We start from the raw sequence: 20394 nt of genomic DNA, 5'->3' as shown, positions 1-20394 counted from the left end.
GCTTTGTGTCGTTAGTTTCTCCGGATGCGATCAACCGGTCCTGTTATCTCTAGACGCAGTCCTTCACTCTGGAATTCGATCTTCGGTGGAACGCCGAACAGACTCGACAAAGCAGATTTAATGTAACCGGTCCCGTAGCCTGATTTTTCAGGTTTTCTTACCGGGGGCCCCGAACTCTCCTCCCAGCGCATTATCACATTGTCGCCAGCTATATTCCAATCAAAACGGACCTCGCCGTCTGGTACTGACAATGCACCATACTTTATGGCGTTTGTCGCCAATTCGTGCAGACACAATGCGAGCGTCGTCGCCGCCTCATGGGTCAGCATGATCTCGGGTCCCTTGAGGATAATTCGGTCGCTCTTCTCAACCCGATAAGGCGCGAAAGTGAGCTCCACGATTTCGCTGATCGGGACGGGTTTGGTCGCTGCTTCGAACACAGCGCCATGTACTTCGGTGAGGGCGCGCAAGCGACCGCTGAAGTCAGACTTAAGTTCATCAATACTTTCTGAACCACGCATAGTCATCTGGAAGATGGACGTCACACTAGCTAGGATGTTTTTGACGCGGTGATTGAGTTCTCGTCTTAATTCGACCTCGCGCTCGACGTAGTTGCCGACTTCTCGCTGCCGGGAGCGCATCAAAAGCGCCGATTGAATTCCGCTGAGGAGTTCAATGGCGCTCACGGGGCGTTGATAGAACAAAAGCCGGGAACGCGGCCACGATACTCCCAATGCTCCTCGTATCCGGTCGCTGGGTGAAGCCCTATCGAGAAGTACCACGATTGGCATTTCCGACCAGGCAGGCTGATCTTCCAGATGCTGCGCTACAGTCTCTATGACGTGATCCGAGAGCGCTTCATGCGTTGCAACTAGAACGCTTGTCGACCAATCGAGATGTTGCGCCAAGCTTGCGTCGTCGACAATCGATACGTCGATCTGCTGTTCACCCAGCAATTGACTTATATAACTGGAATCGCGCCGGTAGGGCGCTACAACAAGCACATGACCCAGCGGCTCGTCAAAGAGCCCTGCGCCATCGTCTGTCACGACTCCGGCAAGGGATTGTATGGAACGACAGAGATGCCCGAACTGCTGATGAAGAGTTCGTGCACATCGAGATCATGGGGTCCGTGCCGCTTTTTCACCACGGTTATGTTGCGTCTCAACCGACCCTCGTCTTCTTCTATGCGGAGAAGCAGTACAGTATCGCCGAGGAAGCTTACGTCTACATCGATGTCAACGTTCTCACCCAAGAGACCGTGCTGTGCCACGATCAGCATCGTCAAAACGCCCGAACGAGCGAGAAATTTAAGCAGCGATTGGATATCCCTGACCGCCTTGTCACGATGTGGCAGGGAATTGAGATAACCGGTGAAACTGTCGATTACGACAACTCTAGTTTCCTCCTCCTGCACGATGGTCTGAACGATCTGAGCAAACTCACCCGGGGAAATCTCATTGGGATTGAAGTCTCGGATGATCAGGCGACCGTCGTCATGGAATTGACGGAGGTCCATGCCAAGGCCTTCGGAGCGCCGAAAAAACGTCTCCAACCTCTCTTCGAATAGGAAAAGGGCGACGCTTTCCCCTCGTTTCAGTGCTGCAGTCGCGTAGAGCGACGCCATGGTTGATTTGCCGGTTCCCGCTTGACCAATCACGAGCGTGGTGGTCCCTGCCTCCTGACCACCGCCAAACATTTCATCGAGTTTCTCCACCCCTGACTTTATGAGCTCGGGTGCCGGGACTTCCCGGGCATCTCCCGGCACGATACGAGGGAAGACAATGACGCCGTCCCCTTCGCGGATTGCCATGTCATGGTAGCCATCAGCCACAGGCACGCCGCGCATTTTACTAACTTCGATACGGCGGCGGATCGGACCATAGTCGTCTAGCGACTTGTCGATCCGGATAACCCCGTGGGCGATGCCCTCAACTTCCGCGCCATCACTTTCACTGCCTCGCTTTGTATCGAGCAACAGCGCCACAATGTTTCGCTTAGCTAGAAAGGATTTGAATCCCAAAAGTTCGCGCCTGAACCGGGGAGTATCACCGGTTATGAGGCGAATCTCGAGCAGTGAGTCATAAACCAGTCTATGGGGCCGGTACTCGTTGATCGCTTGTTCAATAACATTGCGTGTTTCGTCGAGACGTAATTCAGTTGTTTGGAATATGGTTTGATCGGAACCAGCATGTATTGCTTCAGAAGATGAAAGTTCCTCGACGCGGATACCGTCAAGCGTCCAGCCGTGTGAGACCGCAATAGACTCAAGTTCGGCTGCAGTCTGGGACAGGCTTACGTAAATGCATCGGTCGCCCGCTTCCACTCCCGCGCGCAAGAACTGAAGTGCCGCAGTCGTTTTGCCAGCCCCGGGTGCACCTTGAAGCATATACAGGTTGGATTCCGGCAGGCCCCCACGCAAGATTTCGTCGAGACCGGTTACGCCAGTAGCGACACGCGTATCGTCATTCTTTCCAACCAACGACTTTCTCCTCAATGTCCCGCAGGTGGCACAGTTATCATACGGGGACCACGACTGAATCTCGATTTGGGAAGAAAGTTTCCCGGAAAATCTGCTCCGCGCCAGTTGGTAATCACCATTTTTGGCTAAATAGCAGTCGGCTAGGGTAGGGCCTCCAATATCCGACTCTGCGTCGCAACGGTTCGCTCCGCTTCTTACGTTCGCACCATGGATCTATCTTTTCGATGAGTGCACCAGACTTGCAAATGTTGCTCGAACGACGTCCCGCAATGCTTTGCTATACCACCTGAACGAAAATCAGCTTTTGGGACGAGCAAACTGTCTGGCGAACAACCGAATTGAGGGCGCCTAGCTGACCGGCTGCTATCGCCAAGAGCGATCTGACTGCTTTGGGGCCGAAAACCGACTGGCAGCTTTCAGTGGGAGATAACCGAAAAGCTGCCTATCAATTGGCCGAATGTTTCCAAATTTCACTAGTGAGCAGTCCACTTCCATTAGCATGTATGCGGGCCTGCAAGCACAATCGCCTGGCAGTACTACTCCCAGGAAATCACCCCATCTACTGAACGCCAACCCGCCGGTCGGATCATTTTCTCGTGGGCGATACGGACTGACCTTATTTCGGCTTCGATCTCGCGTCGCCAATGTGCAAGGAAATCGAACAGCACCGGAAAATCCGGTGCTGCGTCGTATTCCTGCCAGGCAAAGATCTGCACGAGCGAGGGGTGATCCGGCATGAAATAGCAGATTTCTGCCGTGGTGAGTCCGTACCCCTCCAGTTGAACTAGGAAAGCTCGATCGGTCATTGCAGCGTTGGCTGGCTGCCCGGGCCGTCGAGCGAGCGCAGCGCCGCGAAAACATCATCAACGGAAACCGGACTTTTGAGTTCGGGGGGCTGGCGCATCGCCGGCTGGTTTTCGACGGTATGCCGATCGGACACCCAGGAAGCCAGGATGGCTCGCTTTACTTCGGGCTCAAGCGAGGGATGATGCACTACATCGAATGGATGCAAATATCGTGCGAATGGTTGCGACATAGGAAAATCCTCCTTTCTGCCTTGCCGCTGGTCACTCACTGCGGATTGCTCCGCTCGACGTATTTTGTGAGTCGATTTCAGACCGTCAAGACCCTGATAAGGCCTCCGGAAAGCGCCCATTGGCAGTCGCAATCGGCGAGTGCCAAAAAATTTGATTTGGACCTCTTGAAGCCGTTTCCAGCAAAACTAGATCGCGAAATGCCTCCTGCCGATCATCCGGGGGAGGCGCTATAAGTCATTTCGCTTTGTAATGGAGGTTATGCATGCATTTCCGACCTTTGCACGATCGCGTGCTGGTTCGCCGTATCGAGGCCGAAGAAAAGACGGCCGGCGGCATTATCATCCCTGACACTGCCAAGGAAAAGCCGATGGAAGGCGAAGTCGTCGCCGTTGGCCCGGGTGCGCGTGACGATGCCGGGAAGCTGGTGGAACTCGCCGTCAAGGCGGGCGACCGCATCCTGTTCGGCAAGTGGTCCGGCACCGAAGTGCGGATCGACGGCGAGGACCTGCTCATCATGAAGGAGAGCGACATCCTCGGCATCATCGAAACCACCGCCGAGCTCAAGAAGGCGGCGTAAGCACTATACGTTGAAACTTCTGTTCAACCGAAAGAAGCATAGAAAGGAGCAGGCCAGATGGCTGCGAAGGAAGTAAAATTTGCGTCGGATGCGCGTGATCGCATGCTCCGCGGCGTGGATACGCTTGCAAATGCGGTCAAGGTAACTCTCGGCCCCAAGGGCCGCAACGTGGTGATCGAGAAGAGCTTCGGTGCCCCTCGTATCACCAAGGATGGCGTCACTGTCGCCAAGGAAATCGAACTCAAGGACAAGTTCGAAAACATGGGCGCACAGATGCTGCGCGAAGTCGCCAGCAAGCAGAACGACAAGGCGGGTGACGGCACCACCACCGCCACCGTTCTTGCCCAGGCCATCGTGCGCGAAGGTGCCAAGGCGGTTGCTGCCGGCATGAACCCGATGGACCTGAAGCGCGGTATCGACCTCGCCGTCGGCACCGTGGTCAAGGACCTCAAGAGCCATGCCAAGAAGGTGTCTGCGAACAGCGAAATCGCACAGGTCGCGACCATTTCCGCCAATGGCGACGAAACCGTCGGTCGCATCCTTGCCGAAGCCATGGACAAAGTCGGCAACGAAGGCGTGATCACGGTCGAGGAAGCCAAGAGCCTCGAAACCGAGCTCGAAACGGTCGAGGGCATGCAGTTCGATCGCGGCTATCTCTCGCCCTACTTCGTGACCAACGCCGAAAAGCTGAAGGTGGAACTCGAGGATCCCTACATCCTCATCCATGAGAAGAAGCTGTCGAACCTGCAGGCGCTGATCCCGCTGCTCGAACAGGTCGTGCAGTCGGGCAAGCCGTTGCTGATCATCGCGGAGGATGTCGAAGGCGAAGCCCTGGCAACCCTGGTGGTCAACAAGCTGCGTGGCGGCCTGAAGGTCGCGGCAGTTAAGGCACCCGGCTTCGGCGATCGCCGCAAAGCCATGCTGGAGGATATTGCCATCCTTACCGCCGGCAATGTGGTCAGCGAGGAACTTGGTACGAAGCTCGAGAACGTCACGATTGGCATGCTCGGCCGGGCCAAAAAGGTCATCATCGACAAGGACCACACTACCATCGTCGATGGTGCCGGCAACAAGGCCGACATCGACGCCCGGGTCAGCCAGATCCGTGCCCAGATCGAGACCGCGACCAGCGACTACGACCGCGAAAAGCTGCAGGAACGCGTGGCCAAGCTGGCTGGCGGCGTGGCCGTCATCCGCGTCGGCGGTGCGACAGAGGTCGAGGTCAAGGAGCGCAAGGACCGCGTCGACGATGCGCTGCACGCGACCCGTGCGGCTGTCGAGGAAGGCATTCTGCCGGGCGGCGGTATCGCCCTGCTCCGGGCGCTTAAGTCGCTCGAAGGCCTCAAGGCCGCCAATGATGATCAGCAGTCCGGTATCGACATCGTGCGTCGCGCCCTGCGCGCGCCGGCTCGCCAGATCGCCGAGAACGCGGGTGAAGACGGTGCCTATATTGTCGGCAAGCTGCTCGAAGGCGACGACTACAATCACGGCTTCAACGCCGCGACCGGCGAATATGAAGACCTGGTGAAGTCGGGTGTCATCGATCCGGCAAAGGTCGTGCGCACCGCGCTGCAGGATGCGGCTTCGGTCGCCTCGCTGCTTATCACCACCGAGGCGCTGGTGGCCGAACTGCCCAAGGAAGACACGCCCGCACCGATGCCGGCGATGGACTTCTAACGGGGTGAGGAGAGCGCGGTATCACACCGCGCTCTCCCATCCTCCCGCGCACGCCTGGCGGCAGTGCTGCTCGGGTGCCTGCTGAGCAAGGTAAGGTTGGCGTTCAACCCCAACTCAGACGTCGGATAGACAGCTCCAGCTTCTTGAAAGCGGACCTTCGGCTTTCAGGTCATTCGAGGCTGGCCTCCAATGGCCGAAATGGGGGCGCAAAGCCGCCATTCGTTTGATCCTTCGAATTCCGCTCGACTTCTCCATGGAACGACGCATTGGTGTTTTTGCCTGGTCATGACCGATGAGCGGCTGCTGCCCCAACGCTTGATGCAGTTCGGGGCTTCCGATGGTGGTAGCGGCATCGTGCCGCTTCGATTATCGGAGAACTAAAATGGCACCAGCAACCAAAGAAAAGCAGCCAGCCAAACCCGCGCGCAAAACGAAAATATCAAGCGTCATCGATTTGCTAGGACGGAAGGAAGGCGCAAGCCTGGAAGAAATGATCGAGGCGACCAGCTGGCAGAAGCATACGGTGCGCGCTGCTCTGACGGGCCTGAAGCAAAAGGGCTACGGGATCGAGAGAGTGCTGGTAGAAGGTGTCAGCCGCTACTCGATCACGGAAACGTCGAATGACGGGGCAGCCAAATGACTCGGCTTGCCAACGATCTCGCCGCTCTGCCCAGTATGAATGCCGCTCAGCTCCGTGACCGCTGGGAGCAGATGGGAGAAGGGAAGGCGCCGCGCGTGCCGCCTTCGGTGATGCGGCCATTGCTTGGTCATCGGTTGCAAGAGCGCCGACATGGCGGTCTGCCAGCGCTAGTGATGCGCGAGCTGATGCGAGTGGCGCAGCAAGGTACCGACAGCGTCTCCCCGCCGCCTCGCACGAAACTTACACCCGGAACGAGACTTATCCGTGAGTGGAACGGACGCACGATCAGCGTAGATGTGCTGGAGGAAGGTTTCGCATACGATAACCGAACATGGCGCTCGCTGAGCGAGATCGCGCGGCATATCACCGGCGCGCACTGGTCGGGACCGCGCTTCTTCGGGCTGAATCGCAATGGCTGACAAAAAACTGCGCTGCGCGGTCTACACCCGCAAATCGACCGAAGATGGGTTGGAGCAGGAGTTCAACTCGCTGGATGCGCAGTACGAGGCCTGCGCCGCCTATGCGCTGAGCCAGCAGCATGAAGGATGGGTACTGATCAACGACCGCTACGATGATGGCGGCTACTCTGGCGGTGATATGGAAAGGCCCGGTCTCAAGCGATTGCTGGCTGACATTGAGGCAGGGCAGATCGATATCGTGCTGCTCTACAAGATCGATCGGCTCACTCGCAGCCTTACGGACTTCTCAAAGATCGTTGAGGTGATGGATGCAGCAGGCGCCAGCTTTGTGAGCATTACCCAGAGCTTCAACACCACCACCAGCATGGGGCGGCTGACCCTCAACATGCTGCTTAGCTTTGCGCAGTTCGAGCGCGAGGTGACCGGCGAGCGGATCAGGGACAAAATCGCAGCATCGAAAAAGAAGGGCATGTGGATGGGAGGCCCCGTGCCGCTGGGCTACGAGGTGAAGGACCGAAAGCTGATCCCAGTCAAAGCTGAGGCCAAGCAGGTCCGACATATCATGCAGAGATATCTCGCGCTCGGCAGCGTTCCGGCTCTGGCCGAAGAACTGAACGCTCAAGGATACCGCACGAAGGTCCAGCGCCGCGCCAGCGGGCCGCACAAGGGCGGCTGCATCTTCCGGCGCGGAACACTCTATCATCTGCTCTCTAACCGCATCTATCGCGGCATGATCGTTCATAAGGGTACGGCTTATGACGGAGAGCACGAGGCGATTGTCGATGAGGAACTGTGGGAACAGGTACAGTTCAAACTGAAGGAGAATGCTTGCGGGTCATCGCGCCGCAAGCGGCATCAATATCCAAGCCTGCTGGTAGGGAAGGTGTTCGATGGCGAGGCACGCGCGATGACTCCGAGCCATGCGCAGCGCGGCAAGAAGCGATACCGCTACTATGTGACGAGGCCTGAAGAGGTGGATGGTAGTCCGGCTTGGCGGGTCAACGCGCATGATCTTGAACGGCTGATCTGCGACCGGTTGGCGGAAGAGATCGCAGAGCTGGCTCTGCCTCAAAATCTAAGCCAATCAGAAGAGCTTGATGCGCGGTCGCTGGAGCAGGCGCTGGCCAAAGCAGATTTGCTATCAGCAAACCTGAGAAGCGGGACCGGCGACAAGAAGGCAGGCCTCATCGACGCTCTGGTTGATCGCGTCGATCTGGCTGAAACCGATATCACTGTCCAACTCATCAAAGCTGGCTTGATGGATGCGCTTAACTTGCCTGAATCCACGAGCGAGCCAACGCCGATCTCCATCTGCATCCCAGCGGTCAAGGTCAGGCGCGGACATCAGCTTCGCCTGATTGTTCCTGGCGAAAACACCGCGCGCAACAAGCCAGTGCAGCGTGACCCGAAGCTTATTGCGCTTATCGCCGATGCACTGGCGGCTCGCAAACTGATCGAGGAAAACCCCAATCTATCAATCGCCAGCATTGCGGAAGTGAATGGTCGCTGCCGAACGCGGCTTGGCAATCTTCTCCGCATCTCTTGCCTCGCTCCGGATATCGTTCAGTCGATCGTCGAGGGGCGACAGCCATCATCGCTCAGCGCCAAGACGCTCACGAGAAACCCTCTGCCCAACGACTGGGCCGCGCAACGCAAGTTCCTAGGGATCATATAAGCCGCGACTCCGATTGCAGTCAGAATACCGGGCGCCTGAGACTGGCGCCCTTTTTTGCGTCTAAAGCTGATCAATGGCTCCGGTCTCTGACTGCAGCCCAACGATCCACAGTGCGCGAATGGCGCCGAACTGCCCCATTCCTGGCGGCAGCTCACCCTCCATGAGGAATTTGGTTTGGAGATATGGACTGTTTGGTGCGGTCGAGAAGACTCGAACTTCCACGGCCTTGCGGCCACAACGACCTCAACGTTGCGCGTCTACCAGTTCCGCCACGACCGCACACAGTCTGTATCGGGAACGAATCTCGCGAACGAGACCACCCGCTCCCGCCGGTAGGAGCGCGCCCCTAGCAGCGCCTTTGCAGAGCGGCAAGCACCTATTTTCGGGATCGCGCTTAGAGCGGCGCCCAGCCCACATCGGCATAGACCGCGCCGCGTGGGACATCGGTGCGCGCCTCATCGATGGCAATCGACTCGCCCGGTGCCAATGTCGGTTGCGGCGGCTGTACCACCCAGCTGTATATCTGGTCCTCGCGCTCGTTGAGCATGACGATCAGCACCGGTGGCAGGCGGCGTGGTTCGCGCGCATTGTTGGTCACTTCGATCCGGGCGGTGAACATCCAGGTCTTGTTCTCGAGTTCACGCCAACGCTGTGCGTCGGGTGGGAATGACAGCGAAAGATCAGGCTGCGCTTCCCCGAACAGTGGCTTTTCGACCGGCCACCAATCGGGCGTGCCATAACGCGACATGGCAAAGATCGCCCCCGCCGCAAGCAGCGCGAAAATAGCTGCGGCCCAGGTCCAAAGCTTGAGCGTGTTGCGACGAGGCCCAAAAGGCGGCGACCGGTCGAAGCGCGAAACCAGATCGTCTTCGTGCACTTCACCGTCGAAATCCGGTTCGCCCTGCGTTTCGTCCTTGGGTTTTTCGACGAAGGAAGGCGGCGGGGTCTCGTCGAAGTCCGGCGTCCGTTCGCGCGGCGCATGGGCTGCCCCTGCCACCTCTGCTGCAGAGGCGACATCGCCTGTTTCTGTTGAAGCTTGCGGACGTGGGTATGCCGTTCCGTCGGGTTCGCGACTGGCTTCCGGCGAGACTTTGTTCGCGCCGGCAGAAGGCGTTGGGGGGCTTGCCGGCACGCGAGATGGCGAAACCGATGGCTCCGAAGTAGCGGCTTGCTCGCTTGCCCCGACACCTTCCGCGCTCGCACCTTCCTGGAACCACGAATGTTTGCATTTCGCGCAGCGCACCGTCCGGCCATCGACGCCGATAGCGTTGTCGGGCACGACATAGCGGGTGCTGCAGGCCGGACATGCAATAATCATGGTGGGTCGAGGCTCTATAGAGAGCGGCGAATCACGACAAGCGGCGTAGCTGTGTGCGAAAGGCCCAAGCGGCTTTTTTCCACATCGAAGGACGGTTATAGGCCCGAATTGTACAATGGCGGCTCAAATTCCCCTTCAGAACGACAGCGATTTTCGCTCCACGGGTCCGAGCGAGACTGAAATCGTGCATTTCGACAATGTCGGTCTGCGCTACGGTACCGACCGGGAAGTGCTTTCGAATATTTCCTTCACCCTGTTCTCAAGCCGCTTCTACTTTCTCACCGGGGCCAGCGGAGCCGGCAAGACTTCCCTGCTGAAACTGCTCTATCTGGCGCAGCGCCCTTCGCGTGGAGGCATCAGGATGTTCGGTCGCGACGTCATCACCTTGCCGCGCGATAAATTGCCAGCCTTCCGCCGACGCATGGGCGTGGTCTTTCAGGACTTTCGCCTTGTCGATCACCTTTCCGCCTTCGACAATGTAGCACTTCCCCTACGGGTATCCGGAGTGCGCGAAGCCGATCTGCGCGAACCTGTGTCGGATATGCTCGAATGGGTGGGCCTGGCTCATCGCGCCGAGGCTCGACCGGCCACACTTTCTGGCGGCGAACAGCAGCGTGTCGCCATTGCGCGCGCAGTCATCGGTCGACCCGAAATCCTCATCGCCGACGAACCTACCGGTAATGTGGACCCCGAGATGGCAGTCAAGTTGATGCGCCTGTTCGAGGCGCTCAATCGCTTGGGCACGACAGTCGTCGTGGCGACGCATGACGTGCACCTGCTGCGAAAGGTTCCGGAAAGCCTGATCATGCGCCTGTCGAAAGGCATGCTGGCCGACCCCACGGGTGCATTACGCTATCCGCCGCGGCGTGAGGGCATACGGGGAGCAGCCGGGTGAAGCGGCCTCCGGCAATCGGCAGAACCGTCGATCGTGGTCTTGCGCCTTTTCGCGGCAGGCGGGCCGCGGGCCTTTTGCCACAGACGCGGCGTGGTGGGCCGATGCTATGGGTGATCGCGATCATGGTTATGCTGACCGTCGTCGCTGCAGCAGGTGCACTGGCGCTATCGAACATGGTGTCGGCTGCGCGTGCCGACGTTTCCGGAAGTGCGACCTTGCAAATCGTCGAACCCGACCCTCAGCAGCGGGCGGCACAGGCTGAAGCGGCACAAGGCGTATTGGCGGCGGATCGCGCCGTCGCCGGCTTCCGTGCAGTTCCCGAAGAGGAAATCGCCGAATTGCTTGAGCCCTGGCTCGGGACGGGGGAAAATTCGGAAGCGGTGCCACTTCCGGCCATAATTGATGTCGAAATGCGTTCCGGCGTGCAAAACGCGGATTACGAGCGCCTGGAAACCGCCTTGCAGGAAGTCGCTCCCGATGCCCGGATCGACGCCCAGTCGGAATGGCTTGCGCCGGTTCTTTCGGCGCTTTCGGCGCTCAAGTGGATGGCATTCGCGCTGATTGCATTGCTTGCTTCGGTGAGCGCGGCGGCGGTATGGCTGGCTTCGCGCAATGCCTTGGGGGGAAATCGCGCGACCGTCGAAATCGTACACCTGCTGGGCGGAAGCGACGACCAGATAGCCCGGATCTTTCAGCGCTCGATCCTGATCGATGCCGCAGTGGGCGGTCTGTTGGGGTTCGTCGCCGGAATCCTGATCATATCTTCACTAGCCGCCCAGTTCGCCGCACTGCAATCCGGCATGGTGGCAGGAGGGTCACTTTCAGCGATCGATTGGCTGTCGATTGCTCTGGTCCCGCTTTTCGCCGTCGGAATTGCCGTCTACACGGCGCGCATGACTGTGCTTTCGTCCTTGCGGAAATCATTGTGATTCTACGTCTGATTGCCGCTGTTTTTCTGGTTTACGCATTTGGGTTTCTCGCCTTTGCGCTGACCCTGCCCGCACCTGCAGCCAAGACCGAGACCGATGCCGTCATCGTCCTTACCGGGGGGGCGGGCCGCATCGCCCGCGGTCTCGAGGTGGTCGAGGAAGGGTTGGCAAAGGAGATGTTCGTTTCCGGAGTCGACCCCGAGGTCAAGCCTGCTGAATTTGCCGAACAGTTCCAGGTTTCCGGACGCACTATGGCGTGCTGCGTCACTCTCGGTTTTCTTGCTGTGGATACCCGCAGCAACGCAGGGGAAGTTGCGCAATGGCTGAAGGAGAAGGAATTCGATTCTGCGCGGCTGGTCACGACGGACTGGCACATGGCCCGCGCTTATTCGGAGGTAGCCGACACTCTTCCTTCGGGAACCAGCATCGTGAAGGACGCCGTGACCTCCCATCCCGATATTTCCACATTATTCCTCGAATACAACAAGCTGCTCGTCTCCGAAGTATCGCAAGGTTTGTCGGACGAAACAGATGATACTGCTTCGTAACCTGCTGTTCTATCTGACGTTCTATTTTGGCTCGATCCTCATCACATCGGCCTCGCTGATCTGCGCGCCGTTCTCCGTGTCTGCTTTCCGCCGTCGCGTTCGCAACTGGGCCCAATGGCAGCGCTGGTGTCTAGAGAATATCATCGGCATCAGGCTGGCGATCGAAGGCAAACCGCAGGAAGAACCGGTTCTATACGCGATCAAGCATGAGAGTTTCTTCGAGGCGATCGATGCACCAGCACTGCTCGACTGCCCCTCGGTCTTCGCGAAAAAGGAGCTGTTCTCCATTCCCGGCTGGGGACGGGCGGCGCTCGCCTATGGCCTCATTCCCGTGGCGCGTGACCAGGGCGCCAAGGCGCTAATGAACATGATCCGCAGCGCAAGAAAAATGATCGCGGACGGGAGGCCGCTGGTCATATTTCCCGAAGGCACGCGCATACCGCATGGCGAAAACCGGCCTCTTCAGGCCGGGTTTGCAGGCCTCTACAAAATGCTTGCACTGCCGGTGGTGCCGGTAGCGGTGAACAGTGGCCCGCTCTATCATCGCGGGCTCAAGCAGCCCGGGACTATAACCTACAAATTCGGCGAACCGATCCCGCCGGGACTGCCACGCGGAGAGATCGAGGCGCGCGTGATTCGCGAAATCAACGCTCTCAACTCCTAGTCAAGCGGCCTCGGCGGCCTCCCTCAGTATATCCAAGATCGCATCCATTTGCTCCGGCGTGCCGATGGTGATCCGAAGACCCTGCGGCAGCCCTTGTCCGGGAAGGTGGCGCACGGCATACCCCCCATCAGCAAGCGCGGCGAGCGCTCGCTCCGCGGTCAGCCTGCCTTCGAACAGTACAAGCAGGAAGTTTGCCTTGCTCGGAACGGCTTTCAGGCCATGATTGCCGAACGCTGAAATCGCCTCCGCAAAGCGGGCGCGCCCGCGATTGTTCGCTTCGCGGGACTGTGAAACGAAGGCCTGGTCGTCCAGCGCCGCGATCGCAGCTTTCTGGCCCGAAGTGGTCACATTGAAAGGCCCGCGGATACGGTTGAGCGCGTCTATCAGGTGGGGTGCACCGGTCGCCCAGCCAATCCGTTCCCCTGCCAGCCCATAAATCTTGGAAAAGGTCCGGGTGACGAGAACGTTTTCGTGTGCCGTCGCCAGCGCAATACCGCCATCGTCTTCGTTCTCATCCAGATATTCGCCATAGGCCTGGTCGATCACCAACAGCACATCGGATGGCAATCCTGCATGCAGCCGCTCGATTTCGCTTCTTGGCAAAAAGGTACCGGTCGGATTGTTCGGGTTGGCAAGAAAGACCACGCGGGTGGCTTCTGTCACTGCGCCAAGCAGTGCGTTCACATCCGTGGCGTACTCAACATCGGGCGCTTCGACCGGCGTTGCTCCGCAGCGACGCGCAGCGATCTCGTAGACGACGAAGGAAAATCGCGCATAGAGCACCTCATCGCCCGGTCCGGCGAAAGCCTGCGCGGCCAGATTGAGCAATTCGTCCGAGCCTGTTCCGCAAACGATCCGCGCCGGATCGATCCCGTGGACTTCGCCGATCTTAGTCCTGAGCGCCGTAGCATCGGGATCGGGATAGCGAGCGGGTCCGGCAGGTTCTGCCAAGGCCGCAAGTGCAGCCACGCTGCATCCCAGCGGATTTTCATTGGCCGATAGCTTGATCAGTTCGCGCCCGTCTGCCCCCTTGCTCTTGCCGGGGACATAGGCGTGGATCTTTTCGATCCAGGGTTTCATCGTGGGTCTGTCTGCCATTACGGCTTCGGCGCATGAAAGAAAAACCGCCCTTCGACAAGCGCCTGTCGCACGGCTAGAGGCGGAGCCATGGCCGGGACATCCTTCACGCTGGAATTGCCCCAACCGCTCGCCCTCGATGGCGGGGGCGAACTGGCGTCTCCGCAAATCGCTTTTGAAACCTATGGCGAGCTGAACGAAGACCGCTCCAATGCAATCCTGCTGTGCCACGCTCTGACCGGCGATCAGTATGTCGCTTCACCGCATCCGGTCACCGGAAAGCCAGGCTGGTGGGAGCGGATGGTCGGCCCCGGCAAGCCCATCGACACCGATCGCTATCATGTCGTCTGCGCCAATGTGATCGGCAGTTGCATGGGTTCGAGCGGGCCTGCGAGCGAGGCGAGCGACGGCAAGCCTTATGCAATGCGTTTTCCCGTCATCACCATTCGCGATATGGTCCGTGCACTGGTGGCCTTGCTTGACGAACTCGGTATCGAGCGGCTTCACGCAGTGGTCGGCGGATCGATGGGCGGAATGCAGGCCTTGAGCCTCGCCGCGAACTGGCGTGATCGCGCCGCGAGGGTGCTGGTCATTGCCTCGACCAGCCGCCATTCGGCGCAAAATATCGCGTTCCACGAATTGGGACGGCAAGCGATCATGGCCGATCCCAACTGGCAGCAGGGCGATTACTATGATTCCGCCGAACAACCCGACGCGGGTCTCGCAGTGGCGCGCATGGCGGCGCATATCACCTATCTCTCCGAAGAGGCGCTGACCGGGAAATTCGGGCGGAACCTGCAGGACCGTGAGGCCAAAAGTTTCGGCTTCGATGCCGATTTCCAGGTCGAAAGCTACCTGCGCTATCAGGGCAGTGGTTTTACGCGGCGGTTCGATGCCAACAGCTATCTCTATATCACCCGCGCGATGGATTATTTCGATCTTGCCGAAGAGCATGGCGGAAAGCTCGCCGATGCCTTTGCCGGCACTCGCGCGCGTTTCTGCCTCGTCAGCTTCGATAGCGACTGGCTCTATCCCACCAGTGAAAGCCGCCATGTGGTGCGCGCACTCAATGCGGCTGGGGCGGCGGTGAGCTTCGTCGAACTATCCGCTCCGCATGGCCATGATAGCTTCCTGCTCGACGTGCCCGCGCTCGACCGGGTGGTGAAAGGGTTCCTCGAATGAGCCTGCGCCCCGATCTCGCCGCCATCGCCGAAGCAATCGAACCGGGAACACGCGTGCTCGATATCGGGTGCGGCGACGGGGCGCTGCTGGCCGAGTTGCGAGATTGCAAACGTGTCGATGCGCGCGGGATGGAGATCGACGGCGCTTGTGTCGAACGCTGCGTGGCGCAGGGCCTTTCGGTGGTGCAGGGCGACGCCAATCGCGAACTCGCCGACTATCCCGACAAGGGGTTCGATTACGCAGTGCTCAGCCAGACGTTGCAGACTGCCACGCGACCCGACCTCATGCTCGAAGAATTGCTGCGGGTCGGGCGACAGGCCTTCGTCAGCTTTCCCAATTTCGCGCATTGGCGCACGCGGGCGGCACTCATGCTGGGCGGCCGGATGCCGGTGACGCGGGCGATCCCCGTAAGCTGGTACGAAACGCCCAATATCCATCACGTGACGGTGAAGGACTTCCGCGAACTGGCGCGCGAGAAAGGCGCGAAGATCGAGCGCGAATGGTTCTTTTCCGGCGGCAGGCCCGTGGCTGGGGGCAGCAACTGGCGTGCGGAATTCGCTGTCTTCCAGCTTAGCCGCTAGGCGGCGGTTCGGCAGGCTTTCGCCCGAACAGCCTGCGCACCACCTTACGCGCCAGCCAGATCAGCCAGACGACCAGCGCCAGCAGCACCAGCGCGATGCCGCCGGCAACATAGGGGTATTCGTAAGCGGCATAGAGTAATCCCGCCGTCACCACATCCTCCGCGGTCGATACGGCGACATTGCTGACCGGTTCGGGACTGGCGTTCACCACTCCTCGCGCGCCGGCCTTGCCGGCATGCGCCGTCAGCGCCGCGCCGCCGCCGAGCAGGAAAGCGACCACCTGGGTAGCCGGGTCCGACGGATCGACGATCGCCAGCGCCAGCAGCGCGCCTCCCACCGGACGTACGAACGTATGGACCGCGTCCCAGGCACTATCGAGCCACATCACCTTGTCGGCGAAGAATTCCGCAATCGCGGCGATGGCGGCAATGCCCATCACCCATGGATTGGCCAGCGCATCGAGACTCTGGAGATGTTCGGGCAGAGGCAGCGCGCCGAGCCGCATCGCCAGACCGGTGGCAAAGATACTCAGGTACAGCCGCCACCCTGCCAGCAGGCTGACGCTGCCCGCGATCCCGATAATTTCCATCACGCCCATTGCGCGATCCTGCGCGCAATGGGCGTCGGTGGCAAGTCACCCCTTGCGACAGGCCTCGACATCGTAGGGCTTTCCGAATGTACCAAGCGGAACTTCGAGGGCCTTGCGGGACCAATCGCCGAGATCGGCCACGGCAGCATAGGTACTTTCGAGAAAGGCCATGAGCTCTTGTTCGGGATCGATGCTGTTCCGCACCTGCTCATAGGGCAGGATGAATTCGCCGAGTTCGCCCTGCCAATAGCTTCCCGCAGGCTCCACGGTAATATCTGCAAGGCCATCGGGCGTCGGATAACCATAGGCATAGAAGGCGGCCTGATCGACGCCGCCACCGCCGAGCCAGAAGCCCGCGCTGGCGACCTCGTGGCTATAGGCTTCGCGGGTCACTGCATCGGGCAGGTTGGGAAAACCGCCCGGATGAAGGGGCGCCTCGCGGCCCGAGAAGCGCGTTACGGCCAGATCCAGGCTGCCCCAGAAAAAGTGGCTGGGACTCGATTTGCCGACGAAACCTGTGCGGAAACGCTCGAACACGCGGTTGACATCGGAAAACGCCCGGTGGATGCGGGCGAGAACCGCTGGGTCCCAAATCCTTTCGGTCGTATCTTCGCGAAAGGGAATGGCGGTTTCGACTTCGTTGGGCCTTCCCGCAACCGAGGTCCCGACATCGGCCCTGTCGAGCAGCGAGGAAAGTTGGCCGAAGAAATGCGCAACGCTCTGTCCGGTCACATCGAAACCGTCGACGAGTCCGCCCGATGTCTCGACCATCACCTTGCTCGAAAGGCAGTCGAACAGCACTTCCGCCTCGCCGCTGGCGGTAAACACCGGATAGCTTCGGAAGCCGCGCGGTACCACGCGCAGTGCAAGATGCCAGCTGTGGTTGCACCATGGCAGGGCGCGGGTCGGCAGTTTACCCATGACCTGCAGATAGGCATGGAGACTCTCGATGACCGGACGATCGGCCTCGTAATCGAGTTTGGGCCACCGTTCGGTCATCGAAAGTTCCTTTCGGTCTAGAATATCTCGAACAGGCCGGCTGCGCCCATACCGCCGCCGACGCACATGGTGACGATGCCGTATTTCGCGCCGCGGCGCTTACCTTCGAGCAGGACGTGGCCGGTGCAGCGTGCGCCGGTCATGCCATAGGGATGGCCGATCGAGATCGAACCACCGCTGACGTTGAGTTTGTCATTGTCGATGCCAAGCTTGTCGCGGCAGTAGAGCACCTGCACCGCAAAGGCTTCGTTCAATTCCCAGATACCGATGTCGTCGACATTGAGATCGAACCGCTTGAGCAGCTTCGGAATGGCGAAGACCGGGCCGATACCCATTTCGTCGGGCTCGGTGCCCGCGACTGCCATGCCGACATAGCGACCCAGCGGCTGAAGGCCTTTCTGTTCGGCGACCTTGGCTTCCATCAGCACGCTGGCCGATGAACCGTCCGACAGCTGCGAGGCGTTGCCTGCGGTGATGGTGGTCCCTTCACCCATTACCGGCTTCAGACCCTGAAGGCCTTCGAGCGTGGTTGAGGGACGGTTACCCTCGTCCTTGGCGATGGTGATGTCGACATCCGAGATTTCGCCGGTTTCCTTGTCTTGCACCTTGTGCGTGGTGGAAACGGGGACGATCTCGTCGTCGAAACGGCCCTCTTCCTGTGCCTTGGCAGTACGTTGCTGGCTCTGCAGAGCGTATTCGTCCTGCGCTTCACGGCTGATGCCATAGCGCTGGGCAACCGTTTCGGCCGTTTGCAGCATGGGCATGTAGATGGCGCCGTGCATCGCGATCAGTTCGGGATCGGGCATCACGCGCATTTCCTTTGTCTGCACGAGGCTGATCGATTCCTGACCGCCTGCAGCGACCACATCCATCCGGTCGGTAATGATCTGCTTGGCGGCGGTGGCGATGCTCATCAGGCCCGAAGAGCACTGGCGGTCGATAGTCATGCCACTGGTGCCGATGGGGCAACCGGCGCGCAGCGCGACCTGGCGGGCGAGATTGCCGGCTTGCGTGCCCTGCTGGAGTGCAGCGCCCCACAGCACGTCGTCGACCTCACCGGCTTCGATGCCGGCACGCTCGATCGCGGGCTTTAGCGAATAGGCACCCAGCGTCGGGCCCTTGGTGTCGTTGAACCCGCCCTTGTAGGCGCGGCCGATGGCGGTGCGGGCGGTGGAAACGATGACTGCGTCACGCATGGTCATTCCTTAATTCTCTCAAAGTGTTGAACGTCTGTTCCTCCGGGGGAGGAGAAAGGAATCAGACGAAATACATGGTCATCCATTCGCAGATCAGCGCAGGCTTATCCTCGCCTTCGATCTCGATGGTGATCTCCATGGTCTGTTGCCATTGGCCGGGGCGCTTCTCGGTCATTTCGAGCAGTTTCCAGTGGCCACGGATCTTCTTGCCAGAACGGACGGGGTTGATGAAACGCGTCTTGTTGCCGCCGTAGTTGACCGCCATCTTGATCCCGTCGACCCGCGGAACATCGCTGTTCGCGGTAAGATAAGGGATCATCGACAGAGTCAGGAAGCCATGCGCGATGGTGCCGCCGAAGGGCGTCATCTTGGCCGCTTCCTCGTTCACATGGATAAACTGGTGGTCGCCGGTGGCTTCCGCAAACTGGTTGATACGCTCCTGGCTCATCTCGACCCATTCGCTGGTTCCGACCTGTTCGCCGATCTTGGCTGCTACGTCCTGGGGGGTCATGCCTCGCTCTCCTTCAAATCACCCGAATGCGCGACTCCATGAGCGCGCTTGCGGGCGGACTCATGGCGCATGGAACAGGGGTGCGCAACCGCCCGGAATCTGCCGTTACGGCATCGCGGCTCCCTGCGAATGGGCAATTGCATCGCAGAGGCGGAACAGGCATCGTTAGCGCGAAGTTAACCAAGCGAGCCTAGCGCGGGCGGCGTGCTGGGATAGGTATGAAGCTGACAGGAACCGAATGAGCGATCGTCATGGTAATACCGGCCTGTTGGGCCGGACATGGTTCAAGCCGCTGGTAGGAGCGTGGTTCGCGCTGCTTCTGGGCGGCGGGATGTGGCTGATGCCGCCCCATGTCCATGCGCTGATCGCCCGCAGCACAGGGCTTGCGCAGCTGCACCCGATATTCGCGCCGCCCGTGAGTGGGGCCGGGGTGGCGGTACTTTGCATCGTCGTTGCGCTGTTCGGCCTGCTGTTCGGCATCGCGGTAGCCGGGCGCATCGCCGCGGCTGCTGCGCCCCGCGCCTTTGCGCCGGGATTCGAATTTCTGGAAGACAGCGCCTGGCAGGAGGAGGCCGAAATGCCGGCAGACGGCATGGAAGAACCGCGCCGCCGCCGGGTTTTCTCGGCCCGCGAGGACATTGGCGAGGAAGGCATCGCGATCAGCGCCCCGACCGGGGAAGCCAGCTACGAGAGCGAATATTCCCTCGACGATATCCCGCCGGCCGGCCCGGTAGAGGAATTCGAAGCGGTCTATGCGGATATGGAAGGTGGGGCAAACGTCGCGGAAGAGGGGGCCGTGCAGGATACATGGTCCGAAGAGGACGAGACTGCCGAGAATACCGCATTTGGAACCGAAGATGGCGAGATCGCCGAAGGCGCCGAGTTCGAACACGTGCCGGAATTCGATCCGGGGCGTGAGCCGGTCCCTGCGGATTATGCCGAAGACAGCGCCGAGCCAGACACTCTCGACGAATCGCCGGAAGCATTGGGCGATATGAGCCTCGGCGGTCTGCTCGATCGGCTCGAAGGTGCGCTGGAACAGCACAAGAAAATGGTAACGGAAAGCGAGGAGGCGGCGCAGCAACCCGCTCCGCAACCGGTCCAGATGACGCGCGAAATTCCTGCCGAGGATACTGGTGCTGATGATCGGGATTTGCCCGAAGTTACCGAGGACGATCCGGTCATCGCCTTCCTCCGCCGCGAGGCCAGCCGCCGGATGCCCGAAGCCCCTGACGGCCCCGATTCGCCAGATGAAGAAGATAGCACGGCGGGCGGCGTTGCACCTACGGAAGCGCAGGCCGCGCTGCGGAGTGCGCTCGAACGGCTGGGCCAGGTCAACCGGCGCGACTAGGCTCTTGATCCGAGGCCTTGGCGGAGACGCCTTTGCGATGCTGCATC

The 20394-nt window shown here is 59.9% G+C and carries 23 protein-coding genes and 1 tRNA gene; 13 read left to right on the top strand and 11 right to left on the bottom strand.

The features are described 5' to 3' along the window. Positions 1–11 precede the first annotated feature (11 nt). The 4 genes from K3180_RS12985 to K3180_RS12870 form a co-directional block, all read right to left on the bottom strand. A complete protein-coding gene (locus tag K3180_RS12985) occupies positions 12–1049 on the bottom strand; it encodes a sensor histidine kinase (RefSeq protein WP_221538570.1) in 1038 nt (345 codons plus the stop codon). After that, entirely contained in the window at positions 1046–2482 is a 1437-nt protein-coding gene (locus K3180_RS04820; RefSeq protein WP_221538569.1) for an ATPase domain-containing protein, read from the bottom strand. The genes K3180_RS12985 and K3180_RS04820 overlap by 4 nt, the downstream gene beginning before the upstream one ends. A 536-nt stretch (positions 2483–3018) precedes the next feature. Then, complete coding sequence (locus K3180_RS04815; protein ID WP_221538568.1) at positions 3019–3288, bottom strand: usg protein; 270 nt, start codon at positions 3286–3288, stop codon at positions 3019–3021. Continuing rightward, positions 3285–3518 (bottom strand): hypothetical protein, encoded by a 234-nt coding sequence (locus K3180_RS12870; RefSeq protein ID WP_247710332.1) that lies wholly within the window; start codon positions 3516–3518, stop codon positions 3285–3287. Before K3180_RS12870 ends, K3180_RS04815 begins: the two co-directional genes overlap by 4 nt. Before the next feature lie 263 nt (positions 3519–3781). On the opposite strand from K3180_RS12870, the gene groES reads away from it, so the two are divergent. The 6 genes from groES to K3180_RS04780 all read left to right on the top strand — a co-directional run bounded on the left by groES (position 3782) and on the right by K3180_RS04780 (position 8507). Further along, positions 3782–4096 (top strand): co-chaperone GroES, encoded by a 315-nt coding sequence (groES, locus tag K3180_RS04805; RefSeq protein ID WP_200981148.1) that lies wholly within the window; start codon positions 3782–3784, stop codon positions 4094–4096. Positions 4097–4153: 57 nt separating this feature from the next. After that, complete coding sequence (gene groL / locus K3180_RS04800) at positions 4154–5773, top strand: chaperonin GroEL (protein WP_221538564.1); 1620 nt, start codon at positions 4154–4156, stop codon at positions 5771–5773. Between the two features lie 189 nt (positions 5774–5962). Then, a complete protein-coding gene (locus tag K3180_RS04795) occupies positions 5963–6154 on the top strand; it encodes a hypothetical protein (protein ID WP_221538562.1) in 192 nt (63 codons plus the stop codon). Between the two features lies 1 nt (position 6155). After that, positions 6156–6413 (top strand): DUF3489 domain-containing protein, encoded by a 258-nt coding sequence (locus K3180_RS04790; RefSeq protein ID WP_221538560.1) that lies wholly within the window; start codon positions 6156–6158, stop codon positions 6411–6413. Further along, a complete protein-coding gene (locus K3180_RS04785; protein WP_221538558.1) occupies positions 6410–6832 on the top strand; it encodes a DUF2924 domain-containing protein in 423 nt (140 codons plus the stop codon). The genes K3180_RS04790 and K3180_RS04785 overlap by 4 nt, the downstream gene beginning before the upstream one ends. Continuing rightward, positions 6825–8507, top strand: a complete 1683-nt coding sequence (locus K3180_RS04780; RefSeq protein ID WP_221538556.1) for a recombinase family protein — start codon at positions 6825–6827, stop codon at positions 8505–8507. The genes K3180_RS04785 and K3180_RS04780 overlap by 8 nt, the downstream gene beginning before the upstream one ends. 192 nt (positions 8508–8699) lie before the next feature. Here K3180_RS04780 and K3180_RS04775 read toward each other — a convergent pair. Both K3180_RS04775 and K3180_RS04770 read right to left on the bottom strand, forming a co-directional pair. Beyond that, positions 8700–8786 (bottom strand) — tRNA-Leu (locus K3180_RS04775). A 115-nt stretch (positions 8787–8901) separates the two neighbouring features. Further along, positions 8902–9825, bottom strand: coding sequence for a zinc-ribbon domain-containing protein (locus K3180_RS04770; protein ID WP_221538555.1), 924 nt, complete (start codon positions 9823–9825; stop codon positions 8902–8904). A 115-nt stretch (positions 9826–9940) separates the two neighbouring features. Here K3180_RS04770 and ftsE point away from each other — a divergent pair, with 115 nt between their 5' ends. The 4 genes from ftsE to K3180_RS04750 all read left to right on the top strand — a co-directional run bounded on the left by ftsE (position 9941) and on the right by K3180_RS04750 (position 12861). Further along, positions 9941–10720 carry a cell division ATP-binding protein FtsE gene (gene ftsE, locus K3180_RS04765; protein ID WP_221538553.1) on the top strand — a complete coding sequence of 260 codons (780 nt, stop codon included), beginning with the start codon at positions 9941–9943 and terminating at the stop codon, positions 10718–10720. 101 nt (positions 10721–10821) lie between these two features. Beyond that, positions 10822–11649, top strand: a complete 828-nt coding sequence (locus tag K3180_RS04760) for a cell division protein FtsX (protein ID WP_247710331.1) — start codon at positions 10822–10824, stop codon at positions 11647–11649. After that, the gene (locus K3180_RS04755) at positions 11646–12197 is read left to right on the top strand and encodes a YdcF family protein (protein WP_221538548.1); all 552 of its coding nucleotides are present in this window, start codon (positions 11646–11648) and stop codon (positions 12195–12197) included. Before K3180_RS04760 ends, K3180_RS04755 begins: the two co-directional genes overlap by 4 nt. Beyond that, positions 12181–12861, top strand: coding sequence for a lysophospholipid acyltransferase family protein (locus K3180_RS04750; RefSeq protein WP_221538546.1), 681 nt, complete (start codon positions 12181–12183; stop codon positions 12859–12861). The genes K3180_RS04755 and K3180_RS04750 overlap by 17 nt, the downstream gene beginning before the upstream one ends. On the opposite strand, the gene hisC is transcribed toward K3180_RS04750, so the two are convergent. Next, a complete protein-coding gene (gene hisC, locus K3180_RS04745) occupies positions 12862–13959 on the bottom strand; it encodes a histidinol-phosphate transaminase (RefSeq protein WP_221538544.1) in 1098 nt (365 codons plus the stop codon). It abuts the gene before it with no gap. A gap of 69 nt (positions 13960–14028) precedes the next feature. On the opposite strand from hisC, the gene metX reads away from it, so the two are divergent. Beyond that, positions 14029–15120, top strand: coding sequence for a homoserine O-acetyltransferase MetX (gene metX, locus K3180_RS04740; protein ID WP_221538542.1), 1092 nt, complete (start codon positions 14029–14031; stop codon positions 15118–15120). After that, entirely contained in the window at positions 15117–15701 is a 585-nt protein-coding gene (gene metW, locus K3180_RS04735; RefSeq protein WP_221538540.1) for a methionine biosynthesis protein MetW, read from the top strand. The genes metX and metW overlap by 4 nt, the downstream gene beginning before the upstream one ends. Here the strand turns inward: metW and K3180_RS04730 are convergent. The 4 genes from K3180_RS04730 to K3180_RS04715 all read right to left on the bottom strand — a co-directional run bounded on the left by K3180_RS04730 (position 15691) and on the right by K3180_RS04715 (position 18996). Then, positions 15691–16299, bottom strand: a complete 609-nt coding sequence (locus tag K3180_RS04730) for a DUF4126 domain-containing protein (protein WP_221538538.1) — start codon at positions 16297–16299, stop codon at positions 15691–15693. The two genes, metW and K3180_RS04730, sit on opposite strands and share 11 nt — an antisense overlap. 36 nt (positions 16300–16335) lie before the next feature. Continuing rightward, entirely contained in the window at positions 16336–17289 is a 954-nt protein-coding gene (locus K3180_RS04725) for a DUF5996 family protein (RefSeq protein ID WP_221538536.1), read from the bottom strand. Between the two features lie 17 nt (positions 17290–17306). Next, a complete protein-coding gene (locus K3180_RS04720) occupies positions 17307–18485 on the bottom strand; it encodes an acetyl-CoA C-acyltransferase (RefSeq protein ID WP_221538534.1) in 1179 nt (392 codons plus the stop codon). A gap of 61 nt (positions 18486–18546) precedes the next feature. After that, on the bottom strand, positions 18547–18996 hold the full coding sequence (locus tag K3180_RS04715; RefSeq protein WP_221538531.1) for a MaoC family dehydratase: 450 nt from the start codon (positions 18994–18996) through the stop codon (positions 18547–18549). Positions 18997–19234: 238 nt separating this feature from the next. On the opposite strand from K3180_RS04715, the gene K3180_RS04710 reads away from it, so the two are divergent. Beyond that, positions 19235–20347, top strand: a complete 1113-nt coding sequence (locus K3180_RS04710) for a hypothetical protein (RefSeq protein WP_221538530.1) — start codon at positions 19235–19237, stop codon at positions 20345–20347. Positions 20348–20394: the final 47 nt, after the last annotated feature.

It is taken from the genome of Qipengyuania huizhouensis, assembly GCF_019711635.1.
GTDB lineage: Bacteria > Pseudomonadota > Alphaproteobacteria > Sphingomonadales > Sphingomonadaceae > Qipengyuania > Qipengyuania huizhouensis.
This window is presented reverse-complemented; position numbering and strand designations above follow the sequence as displayed.

Coding starts and splice junctions, on each gene's coding strand:
- K3180_RS04815 (WP_221538568.1), bottom strand. CDS start 3,288: ATGACCGATCGAGCTTTCCTAGTTCAACTGGAGGGGTACGGACTCACC.
- K3180_RS12870 (WP_247710332.1), bottom strand. CDS start 3,518: ATGTCGCAACCATTCGCACGATATTTGCATCCATTCGATGTAGTGCAT.
- groES (WP_200981148.1), top strand. CDS start 3,782: ATGCATTTCCGACCTTTGCACGATCGCGTGCTGGTTCGCCGTATCGAG.
- groL (WP_221538564.1), top strand. CDS start 4,154: ATGGCTGCGAAGGAAGTAAAATTTGCGTCGGATGCGCGTGATCGCATG.
- K3180_RS04795 (WP_221538562.1), top strand. CDS start 5,963: ATGGCCGAAATGGGGGCGCAAAGCCGCCATTCGTTTGATCCTTCGAAT.
- K3180_RS04790 (WP_221538560.1), top strand. CDS start 6,156: ATGGCACCAGCAACCAAAGAAAAGCAGCCAGCCAAACCCGCGCGCAAA.
- K3180_RS04785 (WP_221538558.1), top strand. CDS start 6,410: ATGACTCGGCTTGCCAACGATCTCGCCGCTCTGCCCAGTATGAATGCC.
- K3180_RS04780 (WP_221538556.1), top strand. CDS start 6,825: ATGGCTGACAAAAAACTGCGCTGCGCGGTCTACACCCGCAAATCGACC.
- K3180_RS04770 (WP_221538555.1), bottom strand. CDS start 9,825: ATGATTATTGCATGTCCGGCCTGCAGCACCCGCTATGTCGTGCCCGAC.
- ftsE (WP_221538553.1), top strand. CDS start 9,941: ATGGCGGCTCAAATTCCCCTTCAGAACGACAGCGATTTTCGCTCCACG.
- K3180_RS04760 (WP_247710331.1), top strand. CDS start 10,822: ATGCTATGGGTGATCGCGATCATGGTTATGCTGACCGTCGTCGCTGCA.
- K3180_RS04750 (WP_221538546.1), top strand. CDS start 12,181: ATGATACTGCTTCGTAACCTGCTGTTCTATCTGACGTTCTATTTTGGC.
- hisC (WP_221538544.1), bottom strand. CDS start 13,959: ATGGCAGACAGACCCACGATGAAACCCTGGATCGAAAAGATCCACGCC.
- metX (WP_221538542.1), top strand. CDS start 14,029: ATGGCCGGGACATCCTTCACGCTGGAATTGCCCCAACCGCTCGCCCTC.
- metW (WP_221538540.1), top strand. CDS start 15,117: ATGAGCCTGCGCCCCGATCTCGCCGCCATCGCCGAAGCAATCGAACCG.
- K3180_RS04730 (WP_221538538.1), bottom strand. CDS start 16,299: ATGGGCGTGATGGAAATTATCGGGATCGCGGGCAGCGTCAGCCTGCTG.
- K3180_RS04725 (WP_221538536.1), bottom strand. CDS start 17,289: ATGACCGAACGGTGGCCCAAACTCGATTACGAGGCCGATCGTCCGGTC.
- K3180_RS04720 (WP_221538534.1), bottom strand. CDS start 18,485: ATGCGTGACGCAGTCATCGTTTCCACCGCCCGCACCGCCATCGGCCGC.
- K3180_RS04715 (WP_221538531.1), bottom strand. CDS start 18,996: ATGACCCCCCAGGACGTAGCAGCCAAGATCGGCGAACAGGTCGGAACC.
- K3180_RS04710 (WP_221538530.1), top strand. CDS start 19,235: ATGAGCGATCGTCATGGTAATACCGGCCTGTTGGGCCGGACATGGTTC.